Source organism: Paraglaciecola sp. MB-3u-78 (assembly GCF_002835935.1).
Classification (GTDB): domain Bacteria; phylum Pseudomonadota; class Gammaproteobacteria; order Enterobacterales; family Alteromonadaceae; genus Paraglaciecola.
The window spans coordinates 264,225-282,396 of the sequence record NZ_PJCF01000087.1; the positions used below are offsets into that span (position 1 = coordinate 264,225).

11 protein-coding genes are annotated in these 18,172 nt (G+C 44.3%); 9 read left to right on the forward strand and 2 right to left on the reverse strand.

Annotated features, from left to right (window positions below; genetic code table 11):
- Window positions 1-16: 16 nt before the first annotated feature.
- A complete protein-coding gene (locus tag CXF95_RS29330) occupies window positions 17-4,165 on the reverse strand; it encodes an FG-GAP-like repeat-containing protein (RefSeq protein ID WP_198556763.1) in 4,149 nt (1,382 codons plus the stop codon).
- Between the two features lie 354 nt (window positions 4,166-4,519).
- Window positions 4,520-9,409 (reverse strand): FG-GAP-like repeat-containing protein, encoded by a 4,890-nt coding sequence (locus tag CXF95_RS29335; protein WP_198556764.1) that lies wholly within the window; start codon window positions 9,407-9,409, stop codon window positions 4,520-4,522.
- Between the two features lie 336 nt (window positions 9,410-9,745).
- On the opposite strand from CXF95_RS29335, the gene CXF95_RS29340 reads away from it, so the two are divergent.
- The 9 genes from CXF95_RS29340 to CXF95_RS29375 all read left to right on the forward strand — a co-directional run bounded on the left by CXF95_RS29340 (window position 9,746) and on the right by CXF95_RS29375 (window position 17,721).
- The gene (locus CXF95_RS29340) at window positions 9,746-10,294 is read left to right on the forward strand and encodes a hypothetical protein (RefSeq protein WP_101201907.1); all 549 of its coding nucleotides are present in this window, start codon (window positions 9,746-9,748) and stop codon (window positions 10,292-10,294) included.
- A gap of 132 nt (window positions 10,295-10,426) precedes the next feature.
- A complete protein-coding gene (locus CXF95_RS29345; protein ID WP_232788108.1) occupies window positions 10,427-11,116 on the forward strand; it encodes a recombinase family protein in 690 nt (229 codons plus the stop codon).
- Entirely contained in the window at window positions 11,109-11,285 is a 177-nt protein-coding gene (locus tag CXF95_RS29835; protein WP_157828311.1) for a hypothetical protein, read from the forward strand. Before CXF95_RS29345 ends, CXF95_RS29835 begins: the two co-directional genes overlap by 8 nt.
- Before the next feature lie 34 nt (window positions 11,286-11,319).
- Complete coding sequence (locus CXF95_RS29350) at window positions 11,320-11,556, forward strand: hypothetical protein (RefSeq protein WP_101201908.1); 237 nt, start codon at window positions 11,320-11,322, stop codon at window positions 11,554-11,556.
- A gap of 142 nt (window positions 11,557-11,698) precedes the next feature.
- Window positions 11,699-12,514 (forward strand): hypothetical protein, encoded by an 816-nt coding sequence (locus CXF95_RS29355; RefSeq protein WP_101201909.1) that lies wholly within the window; start codon window positions 11,699-11,701, stop codon window positions 12,512-12,514.
- Window positions 12,515-12,626: 112 nt separating this feature from the next.
- Window positions 12,627-14,213, forward strand: coding sequence for a VapE domain-containing protein (locus tag CXF95_RS29360; protein WP_101201910.1), 1,587 nt, complete (start codon window positions 12,627-12,629; stop codon window positions 14,211-14,213).
- 295 nt (window positions 14,214-14,508) lie between these two features.
- Entirely contained in the window at window positions 14,509-14,796 is a 288-nt protein-coding gene (locus tag CXF95_RS29840) for a DUF1413 domain-containing protein (RefSeq protein WP_157828312.1), read from the forward strand.
- Between the two features lie 10 nt (window positions 14,797-14,806).
- Window positions 14,807-15,979 (forward strand): site-specific integrase, encoded by a 1,173-nt coding sequence (locus CXF95_RS29370; RefSeq protein ID WP_101201931.1) that lies wholly within the window; start codon window positions 14,807-14,809, stop codon window positions 15,977-15,979.
- Window positions 15,980-16,617: 638 nt separating this feature from the next.
- Window positions 16,618-17,721: a hypothetical protein gene (locus tag CXF95_RS29375; protein WP_198556765.1), complete on the forward strand. Its 1,104-nt coding sequence runs from the start codon at window positions 16,618-16,620 to the stop codon at window positions 17,719-17,721.
- The last annotated feature ends 451 nt before the right edge of the window (window positions 17,722-18,172 follow it).

Here is an 18,172-nt window from a genome sequence, read left to right on the forward strand (position 1 = left end):
TTACAGCTTATTGGCCTTACTTAGCCAACTGCCACGTATTATCAGTCGGTCTTAAGACACCTTTATCTTTAATCGTTAAGCCATCCATCAGGTGGATGATATTGCGCGCGGCACTTTCATTACGCCATAGTATGTCGGTTTTACCGTCACCGTCATAATCGCCCATGTCGGCAATTTGCCAATCCAGGCTACCGACCGTGTTAATCAACTGACTGGTTTTAATCTGACCATTCTCCATCAAAAAGGCCCAGTTACGGCCATCGGCTTGATTACGCAGCACAATGTCATCCGTGCCATCACCATCTAAGTCCCCTGCACCAGCAATCGTCCAGTCTGTGCTAACCCGGTTTAAGGCATACATGTTGGCTATCTGGCCATTTTCCATTAGCCAGATACTGTTACCGCCCGTACGCTGATTACGCCAGATGACATCATCGGTACCATCGCCATTAACATCGCCTATCGCTACTATTTTTTCATTCAAGTCGGTGACCGTCACTGACGCTTGGTTAGTACCAATGCGCAGGCCATCCATCATGTAAAAATGGGTACGTCCCCTCACTATATCGTGCCACAGCACATCGCCTTTACCGTCGCCATTAAAGTCGCCGCTGCCAGCAAGCTCCCACTGCGGGGCATCAACATAGTTCAGGACTTGACGCGCCTTAATGTTTAGGCCATCCATTAAGTAGATGAAATTTAAACCCGTGATGGTGTTGCGCCACAAGATATCCGATTTGCCGTCGCCGTCGTAATCACCCTGACCGGCCATCAACCAACCATCGTCTTGTACTACATTAATCGGACGCGCTAGTTTTGTTTGGGTGCCATCCATCGCCCACAAGAAGTTCCAGCCTCGGGCACTACTGCGCCATAGCAGGTCTGATTTACCGTCGCCGTCGAGGTCGTTTTTGACTATGATTGTTCTAGTGGGGTCAAGAGGGAATGCATCATCGACATCCAATACACCGTCATTGTCATCATCGGTGTCAGCCGCCATACCCAAAGCGACACAATTTTCGTCACATGTGTTTGGTGCGCCGTCGTTATCGGTATCGAGTAAGTCACCAATGGAAACTGATGGGTAGGCATCGTTTGTATCCGCAAGACCGTCATTGTCGTCATCGCTATCGGTCGCGTTTGAGATGTAATCACCGTCGGTGTCCAGAGGCAAGCTTGATGCCCTTAAAGGGTCACTGCCCGCCGCTATTTCATCGAGGTCCAGATAACCATCACAGTCATCGTCAGTGCGTGTTTCATTGTGAATGCCGTTATTATCGGGGTCAGTGTTAATAGGTAAAACAATGCTATCAATCCACACCGAATCGTCACCGGCTGAGTCTGCGGAGTCTTTTATGTAGGTCCAACTAATGATGTGCTGACCAGCAGTGATAGGGTAGCGATAGAGCGCCCAGTCTTGCTCGCCACTATAGCGAGCAATTTCAACATCATCTACACTGAGAATTAACTTGTCATATTCCGCTTCTGTGGAGGTTTTAAGAACAAAACTTACATATCCGGCATTGAAGGTGCCCTGATAAGTCAAACTTGCAGAGCCACCATTTTCAAGGCCCGATACCTGATGGCTTTGACTGCCGGCATAGGAAGTAGTATTAGTTGCGTTCCATTTTGCATCACTATTGAAATCAGCCTGACAACTGAAAGCCTCGAAGGAATACAAAGCGAAATTCACATTGGCCGGTACATCGTTTACATCGTTGTCACTACTGCCGAATAAATATTCATCTAAAGCAGCAATGCCGTCACCGTCGTTATCCAGTAAAGCATCATCATTGTCTAGTGGATTTAAATCGTTAGCCAGTTCGTACTCATCTGGTATGCCATCGTCGTCATCATCAGAGTCGGCGTTGTTGCCTATGCCATCCAAGTCAGTATCAACTTGTTCAGTAACGTCATAAGGAAGTGCATCCAAATAATCTGGGATACTATCATCGTCACTGTCAATCAATTGTATTTGCTTGGGGATAAAGGAATCAATGTTTGTGCCATCGCCTGATTGGCCATACTCGTTCCAACCCCACGCCCAGAGTGTGCCATTTGATTTAATAGCAATTGAACCAGAGCCCCCTGCGCTGATAATTTGCCAGTCGCTCTCTGTACCAATTTGCACAGGTTTAGACTTTGGGGTTGTGGTGCCATCACCTAGTGCTCCATAATTGTTATTGCCCCACGCCCAAAGGGTACCATCCAAATTGATGGCCAAGGAATGAGATGGCCCTGCGGTCATATTCCGCCAGTTAGCTTTATTTCCCACCTGAATAGGGGTAGACCTATATTCTGTGGTGCCATCACCCAATTGGCCATAGTCGTTACCTCCCCAGGCCCAAAGGGTACCGTCAGATTTGATGGCTAAAGAATGTCCTTGGAATGATGAAATAGACAACCAGTTGGTTTTAATGCCAACTTGTACCGGAACACTTCTATTTGTTGTAGTACCATCCCCCAATTGGCCAACAGTATTCCCCCCCCACACCCAGAGGGTACCGTCTGTTCTAATAGCAAATGAGTTATTAACTCCTGCGGCAATACGCTGCCAATTTGTATCGCTGCCAATTTGTACTGGTAACTTTCTTTGTGTGGTGGTGCCATCCCCCAATTCCCCACTACTATTAGAACCCCATGCCCAGAGGGTGCCGTCAGATTTGATGACTAAAGAATGATCCCAACCTGCATCAGCACTCTGCCAGTTAGTGTCACTGCCAATTTGCACAGGTGCAGTTATAACATGAACGGCGCTATCAACCAGTCGACTTTTATAGTTCCAGCCCCATGCCCACAGAGTACCGTCAGATTTAATGCCTACAGAACGACTCATACCGGCTGAAATACTTTGCCAATTTGTATCGCTGCCAATTTGTACTGGTAACTTTCTTTGTAAGGTGGTGCCATCACCCAATTGGCCATCACCATTAGCACCCCATGCCCATAGTGTTCCATTGGGCCTGAGCGCTAACGAATAACCCATACCTTTCACAACTAGTTGCCAATCCCAATCTAGCGTTGGTGTAGCCTGGACAGGAAATGCAACTTTTTGAATTCCTTTAATGCCTAACTGTCTATCGCCATTATACCCCCATGCCCAAAGTGTTCCGTCGAGTTTAATAGCAAAACTAGAAGAATTTGCAACCTCTAAAGTGTTCCAGTCAACTTGTGAGCCAATCTGAACAGGTATAGTCGTTTGTTTTTCCGACCCATTACCAAGCTGTGCTTGATAATTTCCGCCCCAAGACCATAAAGAGCCATCCTGTTTGAGCCCTAAAGTGTAATGATAACCACCACTGACCTGCTTCCAATTATTATCATTGCCGATTTGTAGTGGCTTTCTTATATTTTCGGTTGTGCCACCACCTAATTGCCCATAATCGTTGAGCCCCCAGGCCCAAAGATATCCATCGATGTCTATTGCAAAACTATGGTAAAGCCCTATTCCAAGGTTTTGCCAATTATGACCAGTTCCGATTTGAACAGGTTCATAGCGATTAGTACTTGTACCATCCCCAAGTTGGCCTCCATTATTACGACCCCATGCCCACAATGAACCACTCGTTTTAAGTGCAATAACATGTTCTGCACCGGATAATACTGATTGCCAGTCATTGTCTGTACCAATTTGAACAGGTTCATAGCGATTAGTACTTGTACCATCCCCAAGTTGGCCAACAGTATTCGTCCCCCACACCCAGAGGGTACCGTCGTTTTTCATGGCTACGGTGTGACGGGCACCCGCAGTTACGTTATTCCAATTTGTGGCGGTACCAATTTGAACAGGTTCATAGCGATTAGTACTTGTACCATCCCCAAGTTGGCCTCCATTATTACGACCCCATGCCCATAAAGTTCCATCAATTTTTATTGCTAAGCTGTGCCCACCTCCAGCACTAACAATCTTCCAGTTAGCATCATTACCTACTTGAATGGGAATATCTTGGCCAGTATCTGTCCTTCCAATACCTAATTGGCCATAAGTATTTTGTCCCCAGGCCCAAAGTTCACCATTAGCCTTAATTGTAAGAGTTTGAAAACCATATGAAGAAACTTGCAGCCACTGCCCCTCCAACGATGCATTGACAGCAAAAGTCACCGACAACAAAACAAAAAACATGAAACAAGACTTCAAGCGAAGTTTAGAGAAGAACGTGAGCATTATTGGCATTCCTTTTTTACAACATAACAAGGAAACAACTTTTGAGAACTGCAGTGGGAGGGGTCGCCTATTCCATAGCGGTTCAATTATCATCCTGATACATCTTTTAATGATATTGATTAAGTTGCAAACATATTGAACGGCAACTTGTGGCTTTTTTATATGGTAAATTTTTTGTTAACTGTAAGCGAATATATGCAAATAAACAATAGGGTAATCGGGACGTTAAAGTGCATCATCTGTTGACTGCCCTTACTTAAAACCGCTATTGATAATGACACCTTAACGAATATAAAAAAGGCCAACTCATATGACTGAGATGACCTTTTCTGTTTGCTTTACCGCTTATTGGCCTTACTTAGCCAACTGCCACGTATTATCAGTCGGTCTTAAGACCCCTTTATCTTTGATAGTTAAACCATCCATCAGATGCACAATATTGCGCGCGGCATTTTCATTGCGCCACAAGAAGTCGGTCTTACCATCACCATCATAGTCACCCATATTGGCAATTTGCCAATCCAAGCTGCCGACGGTGTTAATCAACTGGCTCGTTCTTATTTGACCACTCTGCATCATAAATGCCCAATTACGACCATCCGCCTGATTACGCAGCACAATGTCATCAGTGCCATCACCGTCTAAGTCGCCAGCACCTGCAATGGTCCAATCTACACTCACTCGGTTTAATACATACATATCAGTTACTAAGCCATTTTCCATTAGCCAGATACTGTTCCCGCCCGTACGCTGATTACGCCAGATGACATCATCGGTGCCATCACCATTAACATCGCCTATCGCTACTATTTTTTCATTCAAGTCGGTGACCGTCACTGACGCTTGGTTAGTACCAATGCGCAGGCCATCCATCATGTAAAAATGGGTACGTCCCCTCACTATATCGTGCCACAGCACATCGCCTTTACCGTCGCCATTAAAGTCGCCGCTGCCAGCAAGCTCCCACTGCGGGGCATCAACATAGTTCAGAACTTGACGCGCCTTAATGTTTAGACCATCCATTAAGTAGATGAAATTTAAACCCGTGATGGTATTACGCCATAAGATGTCTGATTTACCATCTCCGTCGTAATCCCCCTGACCGGCCATTAACCAGCCATCGTCCTGTACTACATTTATCGGACGCGCTAGTTTCGTTTGTGTGCCATCCATCGCCCACAGGAAATTCCAGCCTTTTGCGCTACTGCGCCACAGCAAATCTGATTTACCATCACCGTCAACGTCATGTAGCACGCCTACCGACGTGGCATGCCAATTTACCACGTTTAACGGTAAATCACTGTTGCGATAACTCGCGCCTAGCTCGGGGATACCGGCAAGTGCCAAAGGACCCGTGACCCCAGATACCGGAGCTTGAGTGAACAAAAAGGCTCCCTCTGCGCCAAATTGACAGCTTCCACTACCATCAGCCAAGAGTTGAGTAAAACCTTGTGCACACACCCAAAAATCTAACACCGCTCCAGACAGACTCATTTTGGGCTTATTGGCAGGTAATACCGCCTGTATACCGATGGCGTCTAATATCTGGTAATCGTGACCCGCTAAACTCACTTGTTTAAAGCTGAGGATGTCAATAGTGTCATTATCAGGCTGAAGAATACCTTCAATAGTACCTTTGATTATAACGCCAGCAGTCCCTCTGTCATTGCCATCAAACGTGTATGAAAATTTGAATTCAGATGACTTCCCAAATCTCAACGGCTGATTATCAATATTGTCATTAATGCCATCATTATCGTCATCCGAGTCAGCGTTCATACCTAAGGCTACACAGTTTTTATCACAGTCATTCGGTGCACCGTCACCATCGGTATCGAATAACTCTCCAATCGCAACTAGAGGGAAGGCATCATCTACATCCAATACGCCGTCGTTATCGTCATCTAAGTCAGCGGCCATACCAAACACAACACAACTTTCGTCACAGTCATTGGGCGCACCGTCATTATCTGTATCCGTTAGTTCACCAATGGATAGCAGTGAAAATGCATCGTCCGCATCGGCAATACCGTCATTGTCATCATCTGTGTCTGCATTGTTGCCAATACCATCAGAGTCAGTATCAACAGATTCACTCGCATCAAGTGGCAGGATATCTATGTTGTCATCCGTTCCATCGCCGTCGGTGTCCCTCAATATGGGATTGGTTCCAACTACTATTTCATAACTATTCAGCCAGCCATCACCATCATCGTCAGTATCCGTCGCATTTGAGATAAAATCACCGTCGGTGTCCAGAGGCAAACTGCTGGCATTGATGGGGTCGCTGCCCGCAGCCATTTCATCGAGATCCAGATAACCATCACCGTCATCATCTTTATCGATATCATTGTTGATGCCATCAGCATCAATATCGGTGTTGACAGGTAAAACAATACTATCAATCCACACCGAATCGTCACCCGCTGAGTCTCCTGAATCTTTTGTATAAGTCCAACTAATGCTGTGCTGACCGGCTGTAATGGGGTAACGATAAATGACCCATTCCTGTTCGCCACTAAAACTGGCAATTTTGACCCCATCGACATTGAGAGTTAACTCGTCATATTGTTCTTCGGTGGAAGTTTTGAGCGCGAAACTAAAATAGCCAGCATTAAAGATAGTCTGATAAGTCAAACTCGCTGTACCACTATTCTCAAGGTCCGCAACCTGACAACTATTATTACCGTGATAAGCTCTACTGTTGGTGTTTTTCCACGCGATATCAGCGCTTAATTCGGTTTCGCAGTTTGACGCCTCAAACGAATAAAAAGCAAAATTAACATTGGCAGGAACATCATTCACATCGTTGTCATCGCTACCAAATAAATACTCATCTAATGCAAAAATACCGTCACCATCACGATCCAACAAAGCATCAGTTGCCACCAACGGATTTAAACCATTGGCGATTTCATATTCGTCAGGAATGCCATCATTATCGTCATCTAGATCTGAATGATTGCCAATACCGTCATTGTCGGTATCGGTTTGCTCATTCACATCGTAAGGAAATGCGTCCGTTGAATTAGGCACCCCATCTCCATCACTATCAATAAATATTAATTGTACCGGAGTATTTCGTTGTCTGGTTGTGCCATCACCCAATTGCCCATAGTAGTTATATCCCCAGACCCAGAGGGTGCCGTCAGCCTTAATAGCTAAAACACTGTAATTATCAAAGTAATTATTAGAGCTAGCTGTTTGCCAATTTATCGCGGATTGAATTTTTTGCGGTGTGTTTTTCGCTATTGTAGTGCCATCACCCAACGCTCCGCGCTTGTTTTCCCCCCATGCCCAAAGGTGGCCATCAGAGTTAATGGCAATAGAATTACCATTTCCAGCATTAACACTTTTCCAGTTGTTCTTATTTGTGATTTGGATTGGTGTATCTCTTGCTGTTGTTGAGCCATCACCCACTTCACCAAACTGGTTTCGTCCCCACGCCCATAAGGTGCCGTCAGACTTGATTGCCAAAGAATGAAGCCTCCCTGCACTAATAGTTTGCCAGTTAGTGTCGCTACCAATTTGAATTGGTGTATTGCTACTAATTGTGGTGCCGTCACCCAATTGCCCAAACTGGTTGCTCCCCCAAGCCCAAAGGGTGCCGTCTGATTTGATGGCTAAGGAGAGTGACTCACCCGCTTGAATACTTTGCCAGTCAGTGTCACTACCTAGTTGTACCGGAGCAATTTGTTGTCCGTAGGTGCCATCATCCCCTAAACCCGAAAAGGATCCCCAACCCCAGAGGCTACCATCTGCTTTAATGGCCAAAGAATGATTATGATCAGCACTAATCATTTTCCAGTTGTTATCAATGCCTATTTGTACGGGTGTATCTTTATTTGTTGTTGTGCCATCACCCAATTGCCCACGAAAGTTATCACCCCACGCCCAGAGACTGCCGTCAACCTTGATGGCTAAAGAGTGAACAGCTCCAGCGCTAATAATTTGCCAATTAGTATCGTTACCTAATTGAATTAGCTCCTGACTGTATCGCGAATTGGTACTGCGGCCTAATTGACCAGATTCATTATCTCCCGACGACCAGAGCGTACCATCAGCCCTTATTGCCAAAGAATGCGCTCCCCCCGACGCCACTTGCCGCCAATTCATCTCTAAATATGGAGTATCTTGAACGGGGTAGGTCGCTTTGCTCGCCCCCTCAAATCCTAATTGCCCTTCCCCCCAAGCCCAAAGGCTAGCGCCTGTTTTGATGCCGTAAGAATGATCGTTCGATGCTGTAATACTCTGCCAGTTTGTTTCGCTGCCAATTTTTACTGGTGTAAGTCTATTAGTCTCACTTCCATCACCCAATTGCCCACGGTTGTTGCGCCCCCACGCCCACAAACTACCGTCGATCTTTATGGCTAGAGAATGGTCTTGACCAACAGCAATGCTTTTCCAACTATTGTCACTACCTATTTGCACTAGTTCATTACGTTGTATGGTAGTGCCATCGGCTAATTCACCAGAGTAGTTACTTCCCCAAGCCCAAAGGGTACCATCCAATGTTATGGCTAATGAATGACTACTCCCAGCACTAATACTCTGCCAGTTAGTGTAGTTGTTATCACTTCCTATTAGTCTAGGGCTAGAAATGTAACCACCTTCTCCATGTTTATATCCCCAAGCCCATAAAGTACTATCAGTTTTTATGGCTAATGAATGACTACTCCCAGCACTAATACTTTGCCAGTTTGTTTCGCTGCCAATTTGCATTGGCGCAATCCTAGTCGTCCTAGTGCCATCACCCAATTGAAAATAGTAGTTATATCCCCAAACCCATAAGGTACCGTCGGTCTTAATGGCTAATGAATGATCACTCCCAGCACTAATACTTTGCCAGTTAGATTCATCGCCTATTTGTGTTGGTGTATGTCTGTCTGTCTTGGTGCCATCACCCAATTGCCCAGTTGAGTTATTCCCCCATGCCCAGAGTGTGCCATCTGATTTTACCGCTAAAGAGTGATATCCAGCCGAAATACGTTGCCAATCAGTGTCATTGCCTATTTGTATCGGGACATTATTTCCACTTGTAGTGCCATCCCCCAATTGGCCATTGCCGTTATAGCCCCATGCCCAGAGAGTGCCATCGGGCTTAAGTGCCAAAGAATGATGTGAACCAGTGGCTACATGCTGCCACTGTCCTTCAAGAGAGGCATTGGCCGCAAAGTTCGCAGACAACAAAACAAAAAACACAAAATAAGACTTCAGACGAAGCTCAGACAAAAACGTGAGCATTATTAGCATTCCTTTTTTACAGCATAACAAGGAAACAACTTTGAGAACGACAGTGGGGAGGAGGCGGTGCGCCTATTCCATAGCGGCTCAATTATCATCCTGATACATCTTTTAATGATATTGATTTAGTTGCAAACAAATTGAATGGCAACTTGTGGCTTTTATATATGGTAAACCTTTTATTAACTGTAAGCGAATGTAAGCAAATAAACAATAGGGGAATCAGGGCAATAAAACCGACTAAGAAAGCACCCTCATACCACCACCCTTTACGCTTCTAACGGTATCTTATATGAATAAGCACCATCGCTATTCATAACCTAAGAGGCACCTCCCATGACAAAATCCAACACAACAATTCCCAACACTACACCTTCCATCAACATACTTAAAATCTCAACATGCGGCAAAGTCACTCTGCCCGATGACCACACATTGACCTACAACATCGGCTACAACACCGACCAGAAAACCCTTCTTGTACGACTCACAGATAATGACACAGGCGGCCTGTTCTCTAACGAATGGATAGCCTTCGATGACATTGTAACCACCATCGAAAAACGCCCTACTCCAGACACAAGCTTCAACGCTCGGATATTCACCCCACTGTATACTTCCGCTAGTGCCAACAACGCCGGATTCCTTGCTGCGGCACTGAAGGCTGAAAACATCTTAGTGTCATTCAAAGACTCAAAGCGCTTGCATGATATGGGTGACATAAAAGCCTTTACGGACAGTATGCAGCCTTTGATTAAGGACAAGGTTAATTTGCATGATGTAGTGGCTGAACGTGATGCTGCTAAAGCAAAAGTACGTGCAGAAAACGAACGTAAACTCAAAGCCAACAGTAATAAAGCGGCCAGTAAATCCATTTCTAAGTAACCCCTCATATCGCCTACAAATTGTAGGTTCACATCACACAAAAGGTCCCTTTAGCGATATGCAACATTGTAGTTGTAGGCATAGTTGCGTCTGCTGATTGCTTTTGCTGACTGGACCATAGGAGAAATTCTAATGAATATTCCAATGAAACCAAGATATGTCGCTTACTTTCGGGTGAGTACACAAAAACAGGGCCGCTCTGGTTTAGGGTTGGATGCTCAGAAGCAAGCGGTAAAAGACTTCTTGCAACAATTCGGCGGTGAGTTGGTGGCTGAGTATATGGAAGTTGAGAGTGGTAAACGTCCCGACAGACCAGAGTTCACTAAAGCCGCTGACTATGCCGAACTTGCCAATGCGACTTTGTTGGTAGCCAAATTGGATCGGCTATCGAGGGATTTACACTTTGTAACTAGCCTGCAGAAGCGAGGCATACGGTTCAAATTGTGTGACTTGCCCGAGATAGACAATCTAACCATCCACATATTAGCTGCAATGGCTGAACATGAAGCAAGGATGATTTCCGTCAGAACCAAACAGGCGATGACAGAAGCTAAACGTAGGGGTGTGGTGATGGGCAATCCACAACTTTCACTTTTGCGTAATCGAGATGTGAGTAACGCCAATCAACAACGAGTCCAGACACAACAGGAATGGGTACAAAAGATTGGCAAGGTGATAATACATTTGGAGGCCACTGAAGGGTTAACCACCTGCAAAGCCATTGCCGAAACGCTTAACGAACGCGGTTTGACGACGTTAAGAGGTGCTGCTTTTTCGGTGCCCATAGTGAGTCGATTACGGCGGGTAACGAGACATGATTAGTACTACTGTCATTGTTGCCGCTCTGTTGCTGTTGGTCAGTCCCAAGAAGATGCAGCAGATAGTCATTGCGGCACTCATCGCTTTTGCCTTTCCACAGCAAGCGGGTATAGCCGTCATCATCGCAGGTACAGCCTACATGCTTCACTACCTTTTCATTCAGAAGAAGTAGCCACACCACTTAAAACAAACAGTAGGAGACAATTATGAAAATCCGCGCAATGGCGGAGGTTGGCGCTCGTCTGGAGAAAGCTGTAATGGCTAATCTGGATGAGTCACTGACGCCGCGAGAAATCTATAATGCATATGAAGAAGTTGCCATATCCATTTTAGACAGTGAGTTTGATGACTACCCAGAAGATACACTTGAGCAATATCTTAGGACCTTTCTGTATCACAAGGAGCTGGACTTGGGTTTGGATATTGAGTCTGGTGATGGTTGACTAATGGACCTGAGCATGGACGCTTGGATTTTGTTAACTTTTGATGTCACATACATACATACACATTGTTGTTTGTAATTCGCCATATTTTTATTACTATAATTTCCAACCAGTTAACCATACCTAAACTAACAAGGTTCTTATGAATGACGAAATAGCAATAATTTTAACTCGATTAGAAGTAGAAGAGTTTTGGTATTTAGACTCAATGAGATACTCAGTCACGCTCGATGAGGCAGCCTTGGCATGTGTCGGTATTACGTCCCTAAATAGTGAAGGTGAAGAAGACCAAGACACAACGTATGGAGAAGTCCTTCATACTTCACTCCTAAGAGTTATGAATAGTAATATTGGGAAAATAAAGCGCAAAGAACTTGATTCCCACATACTTTCAATTACAAACAAAATGGTAGAAGTGCGCGAGATTTACATCAACATGCGCGAAGATTTGAAGGAAAAAGATAAAACTCTTGAACTAGATGATTTTAAAACTCAAGAAAAAGGTCGGCCGTATGTTACCCGAACAAGTGTGCATGCATGGGTGGCTAAGCACCTACAAAAAAATCTTGTGGGCTGGCAGATAAAACAAGCGGAAAATCAAACGGGAAACGAGAAATTAGTCGATGTAAAACCTGACCGCGATCCCCCCATCGCTAGCGCTAAAAATCAAACACTGGTTATTGGTGCATTAGCACAGCTTTGGGTAACTGCAGTAGGTGCCCCAACCGCTATCACTAAAGGTGACAAGCAGCCAAATGCAGACGGAATGGCAAAAATAGTCGAAAAATATTTAGATGATATGAAGGTGAAAAAGCTTACATCTAGTTCAATTCGTCAGATTATATCGCCGTGCATTAAGGCATTAAACGAATCTGATGGGGTCGATTCACAAGAGTTCATCAAGTGCGTTAAAGATGGCCTGCAACGAATTGAGGATGAATCTCCTATAAGACGGTAGCGCCTAACATTCACATTTCTGACAGGTTTTCAATAAAAATGACAGGCTGTCAGAACTTCTCACCTTTATCATCCATTGTGCCACCTCCTTAAGCAGAAAGAAGTGAGTAACAATGGCAAATGCCCCTCATACACCGCTATTAAAAGCCGTTCCTAGTTCGACATCACCCCTAAAAAGCCCTAAACCGGCTTCAAAAGAGAATGGAGTGACAAGCATACAAGGTGAAAAACCCAAAACTTCAGCACGCGACATAAAAGTTCCGTCAAGGAAGTTGTCGCATATCAAAAGTCCTGTCCCAGTTGCAGAAACTGAAGACACATCTATTGAGCCAACGACAATAATCGAAGGTGACACAGCTTCTACTGCATTAGCCCTGCAACCGCAAGACAAACCCAAGTTAGACATGTCGGAGAAAGTGCCAGATGAGAAATTTATAGATGTAGATTCGAATAACCAACCGCTGAAAACTATGATTAATGTGGCCATCATGCTTGCTTTTTATGGCATTACGGTTCGCTATAACGTTATTAAAAAAGACTACGAGATAATTATTCCTGGACAAGCATTTTGCCCAGATACAGCAGCGAATACCTCATTAACAGTCTTAGTTAGCCTAGCGGCGCTTAACGGGATCTACTCAGGTAACTTTGAACGCTATGTCTATGCCTTAGCCAGCAATAATTCATTCAATCCTGTTATGGAATGGGTAGGTTCGAAACCATGGGATGGCAACGACCGAATAACTGACTTAATAAACACAATTACGACCGAAGACCAGAATTTTTCGCTGTGTCTAAAACAGATATTAATAACCAAGTGGTTGTTGAGCGGTATGGCTGCAGCTTCAATGCCAAAAAGTTTTGCTTGTAGAGGGGTGCTTGTTCTACAGGGCCCTCAAGGCTTAGGCAAGACACGTTGGGTTAAAAGTCTCGTAGGCGATGCGGCTCTTTGTGATGAGGTAATGAAGTTAGATCACCATCTTGATGCCAGTAATAAAGATTCGATTATTAATGCTATCCGGCACTGGATTGTAGAATTGGGCGAACTTGACTCTTCGTTAAAGAAAGATATCGCAAGACTTAAGGGATTTATCACAAATGATAGAGACAAGCTACGACTCCCGTATGATCGCAAAGAAAGCGATTACCCAAGAAGAACGGTATTTGCAGCCACGGTTAATGCCGGTGACTTTCTTGTGGACCCGACCGGAAACACGAGGTTTTGGACACTACCTTGCACAGCGATTAATTACGAACATAAGATTGATACGCAACAGTTGTGGGCTCAGGTATATGTGCTGTTTAACAAAGGCGGTAAGGATGCGCAGTGGTGGCTGACGGCTGAAGAACAAGAGCTGTTAGAGGACTGCAACAGCGCGCATCAGATCGTTAACGCAATATCTGACCAACTTGCAGCTTCACTCGATGTTGATGCCCCTCAAAAGGAATGGCGCAGACGCTCAGCCACTGAGGTATTGCAGCAAATAGGTATAGATCGCCCTACTAATGTTCAAGCAAGAGATTGTGGCACTTACCTTCGACAAACGTTTGGTGAGCCCACACGATCGCAAGGCAAGAGTCGATGGTTGACACCACCTAACATCGATAAGGATATGGCCGAAGCACGAGAAAAAGAAGAAAACAGACCAAAACAGACCGATTTTGGGCCTGATTACATCCCAGGTGATGATGAATATTAGCAGCAATAGGCTACCCCTTGTCTCTGATGTAGACGGGGGTTTTACAAAACCTGCCTCCCCGCCCAGCATTTTTCTCATCATCATGTATGGCATGAAATTCTGCCGAACGCTAAAAAATGGTGGGGGTGGGGGTGGGGATGCAAGTCACGCAAACTTTTTTGTCCAGACAGAAAGCGCCGCGGCTTTTTTCGGCATCTGTGTCCGACTGGTTGTCAGCTGTTTTTTGTCGTTTCCGCTACCCCACCCCCCACCACTTGGCCAATTACTTAACTATATAATTAAAAAAGGTATATCTATGAATAACAACTTTAATGATTTAAACGAAGTCACTGAACAAGAGCTGTCCGAGAGTGTTAATGACATGATCAAAGACATCGTTGCTGAACGCATACCAGAGCTTAAGCCAGATACCGAATACACCGTTAAGCAGATATTTAGTGCCCATTGGGAATTGTTTGAAGTCCAATTTAGACGTGATTTAGGAGGTATGGTTAGCATTTTGGTACAACAACAGTCTCTTCCCCTTAAACATGTTGGTAAGGATTCTTCGAATGCAAATATGTATACAATTAGTAAGCCATAAGGAAACCACCATGCCCATTCTAAATCTAACTCAAGCTATGATGAATAAGCTACCAAAATGCCCTGATGGCAAGTCGCGAATAGAGCTTTGTGATGCCGTAGTCAAAGGCTTATACGTTGAGGTCAGAACTACCAGCACCGTTGGCAGCTATTACCTCCGCTATAAGGACTTTGACGGTAAGACATGTCATCGAAAGCTGGGTAGCACAATGGAATTAAAGCTGATCGATGCCAAAGAGCGTACTTTAAAATTAAAGGCCGAGATAAGCAACGGCAAAGACCCTAAAGAGGAGACGTTAAAAAGGAAATCGATTCCAACGTTTGCCGAGTTCTTTGAAGATAAATATCTACCATTTGCTAAACAACATAAACGTACTTGGTCGAACGATGAACAGATGTATAAGACTCACCTCAAGGGCGAATTTGGCCACCTGAAACTATCAGCCATCAAACGTGAAGCTGCTCAAAAATTCCATTCAGGGTTAAAACAACAGGGTCTTACTGGAAGTACTTGCGATCACTATCTAAAATTGTTGCGCCATGCACTAAACCTCGCCGTTGATTGGGACATAATCGAAAGCAACCAATTGGCTCGCGTTAAGCTGTTTAGAGAGTGCAATCAGATTGAGCGTTACATGAATGATGCTGAGTTGGCTGGACTGCTCAAGGTGCTGCATACCGATGAGAACAGGTCTGTAAGCAACCTAGCGTTATTCCTATTGGCTACTGGTGCTCGTAACAATGAAGCCAGACAAGCTAAATGGGACGACATTGATGTGGTGAACCGCTTATGGCAAATCCCTGCTGTAAACTCGAAGTCGAAGAAGATACGCAATGTACCTTTGAATGATGCAGCCATTGAAGTACTGGCCAAGGTGGACACGCAAGATGAGTTTGAATATGTGTTCGTTAATCTCAGAAGCGGTAAACCTTATGCTTGCGTTAAAAAGACTTGGCATCGGCTGAGAGCTGCTGCAGGCCTACCTAAGTTACGACTACATGATCTGCGTCATCAGTTCGCTTCCATGTTAGTGAATGCGGGAAGAAGCCTCTACGAAGTACAGCAGATATTGGGTCATTCTGATCCGAAAGTGACTGAGCGCTACGCCCATCTCACACCCAGCACCCTGCAGCAGGCGGCCAACTCGGTGTCACCGCGACTGGGCCGACCCTCGGTCATCTGAGGGCACAATCTGGAGCCAGAACTAGCCACTACGGGACTTTTGGGGGCCAAGGATGGCAACACCCCTGACTGGATTTAGCGCTCGACAGCGGAGGACTGTAACGCACTTTAGCAACGGGGTTTTTAGTACCTGTATAACGTGGGCGGGGAAGATCATGAGGTATACTAGTGATCCCCTTTTACGTGCAAAAACTAAACCGAGTAGATTTTACTTGTGGTTGGGATTTGTAGGCATTTGGAAAGGACGTTCACTCATCTCGTTAAATAATGATGGAGCCTAAAAAACTCCGACATCATCAACTGAAAATAGGCCCCAGCCGTTGTACCGCCTGAAAAGGTGGCCAAATTTGGCTGCACTCGCTCACTTCAGCATTTTGCTGGGGTGGGTGGGGACGCAGTTTTTGCAAATTTTTTTTCATGCAATAAAAATCAATATAATGATAATTTGGTTTTTCTTTGAGGCAGCAATAGGTAATCTGTTACAGAGGTGATAACTTTATAATCATGGACCATTTTTAAATAGTATTAATTTATTGTTAAGCTTTATTTATGCGATAAAAATTTTTAGAAACATGACAGATGGTTAAGAAATTAAGGGTAATGGATTTGCTTGATGTAAAGTGATGATTAGGGATAAATATGAAGATAATTCGTTTCTTAGTTTTGTTGAGCTTGTTTTCAAGTTCTGGTTTTGTACTATTACCGCTAGCTTACGATTCAGCATCCTTTCTTATATATCAACACTCCAATGAAGCCATTGTCAGGATGCATATGCGTTTTATTCCTGATGCGAAATATAATATTGAGTTGCGAAACGCTATCGAAAAAGACGAAATCGATTTAGCAAATCAAATCCATGAAATCGGTAATGAACAAAACGTAGTGTTTGATGATGAGCTACTAAAAATATTAGAAGGCAAGAATTCTTCGTGGTCAGCATTCACCCGAAATGGCAGAGATGCTTGGAATGGCGCCAGTAGCGGCAATGTTGCATCAAGTGCTGGTCTTGCCGGAGCAATAGCTTCAGATATTAGCGGGATTAGTGACTTCAGGGATTTAGCCAACGAACTTTATGCTTATCCAGATTATGACTCTTTCACAGTAGGTCTATCTTTGGTGGGGATCTCCGCAACGGTTTTAACTGTTTTTTCATTAACTAATGGTGGAGTATCTGCAATCCCTGGTATCAGCACACGGATTGGTACCACAAGCTTGAAGGTTATTCGGACCTCGGGCAAATTATCTAAAAATCTTGAGAAAGTTTTTACAAACCACACTGAAAAAATCATCAATAAACAAGCGATAGAAAACTTGTCTTTGAAAATTAATGCTTTTGATTTTGCCGATACTCAAAAGTTGAATGAGTTATCTACTCTCGCAAAAAACACCATAAATGTTAAAGCCATCAGACCTTTAAATGGCGCCTTGAATGACATTAGAATTATTAGAGGAAATTCGGGATTTGTCGGGCTTTCACGAGGTTTATCGGTAGCTGACGATCTAGCCGATTTATCAAGATTAAAAAAACTTTCCGCTGTAACTAAGACTAAATTTGCAGGAGCCTTAACCTTGGCGCCAAAACTTGCAAAACCTATCTATAAGGTCTTATGGGTATTATTAGAAGCGATAACCTTTCTACTAGGTGCAGCAATTTGGCTATTGAGTGCATTGCTTTACGTTTTCAAGATTGTTAGGTCAACTATATTAAGCATATTTAAATGGTTTAGATATCGAGCGGACTAGATGATATTGAGCACTGTCAAGTTACCGGGCTCGGATGAATTGAATGGTGAATTAGCTACCGATGCAAAATTTTAGACGCAACTGTCAGCGCCGATGTAAACCCGCAGATATTTGCCACAGAATAAATATCTATCACCTCTGGAAAATAGCCCAAATTATACCCGACGGGCGGCAATCAGCGATTGCAGTCATACAACTGACACGTAAACGCCTTAGCTTACTCACTCTGGACTTTTCAACTATACAGGGTAGTCTAGTTTTCAAGATTGTCGGCCTTGTAAGGTCGCACTAATAAACGATTAGCTGTCAAAGAGGGAACGAGTGAACTTCAATGAATTAGGTATTAAAGATCTTCTTCGTCTTCAATCATCGGTCATCGATGAGCTGAAAGATAGAAGGGTTGTTCGCACCAAGAATAATCCACTCGGAGATTATACTGAGTGGCTTGTGG

What these genes read in the sequence shown, in the direction of transcription:
- CXF95_RS29840 (WP_157828312.1), top strand. Translation starts at nt 14,509, where the DNA reads ATGAATAACAACTTTAATGATTTAAACGAAGTCACTGAACAAGAGCTG.
- CXF95_RS29340 (WP_101201907.1), top strand. Translation starts at nt 9,746, where the DNA reads ATGACAAAATCCAACACAACAATTCCCAACACTACACCTTCCATCAAC.
- CXF95_RS29350 (WP_101201908.1), top strand. Translation starts at nt 11,320, where the DNA reads ATGAAAATCCGCGCAATGGCGGAGGTTGGCGCTCGTCTGGAGAAAGCT.
- CXF95_RS29330 (WP_198556763.1), bottom strand. Translation starts at nt 4,165, where the DNA reads ATGCTCACGTTCTTCTCTAAACTTCGCTTGAAGTCTTGTTTCATGTTT.
- CXF95_RS29360 (WP_101201910.1), top strand. Translation starts at nt 12,627, where the DNA reads ATGGCAAATGCCCCTCATACACCGCTATTAAAAGCCGTTCCTAGTTCG.
- CXF95_RS29355 (WP_101201909.1), top strand. Translation starts at nt 11,699, where the DNA reads ATGAATGACGAAATAGCAATAATTTTAACTCGATTAGAAGTAGAAGAG.
- CXF95_RS29375 (WP_198556765.1), top strand. Translation starts at nt 16,618, where the DNA reads ATGAAGATAATTCGTTTCTTAGTTTTGTTGAGCTTGTTTTCAAGTTCT.
- CXF95_RS29835 (WP_157828311.1), top strand. Translation starts at nt 11,109, where the DNA reads ATGATTAGTACTACTGTCATTGTTGCCGCTCTGTTGCTGTTGGTCAGT.
- CXF95_RS29370 (WP_101201931.1), top strand. Translation starts at nt 14,807, where the DNA reads ATGCCCATTCTAAATCTAACTCAAGCTATGATGAATAAGCTACCAAAA.
- CXF95_RS29345 (WP_232788108.1), top strand. Translation starts at nt 10,427, where the DNA reads ATGAATATTCCAATGAAACCAAGATATGTCGCTTACTTTCGGGTGAGT.
- CXF95_RS29335 (WP_198556764.1), bottom strand. Translation starts at nt 9,409, where the DNA reads ATGCTCACGTTTTTGTCTGAGCTTCGTCTGAAGTCTTATTTTGTGTTT.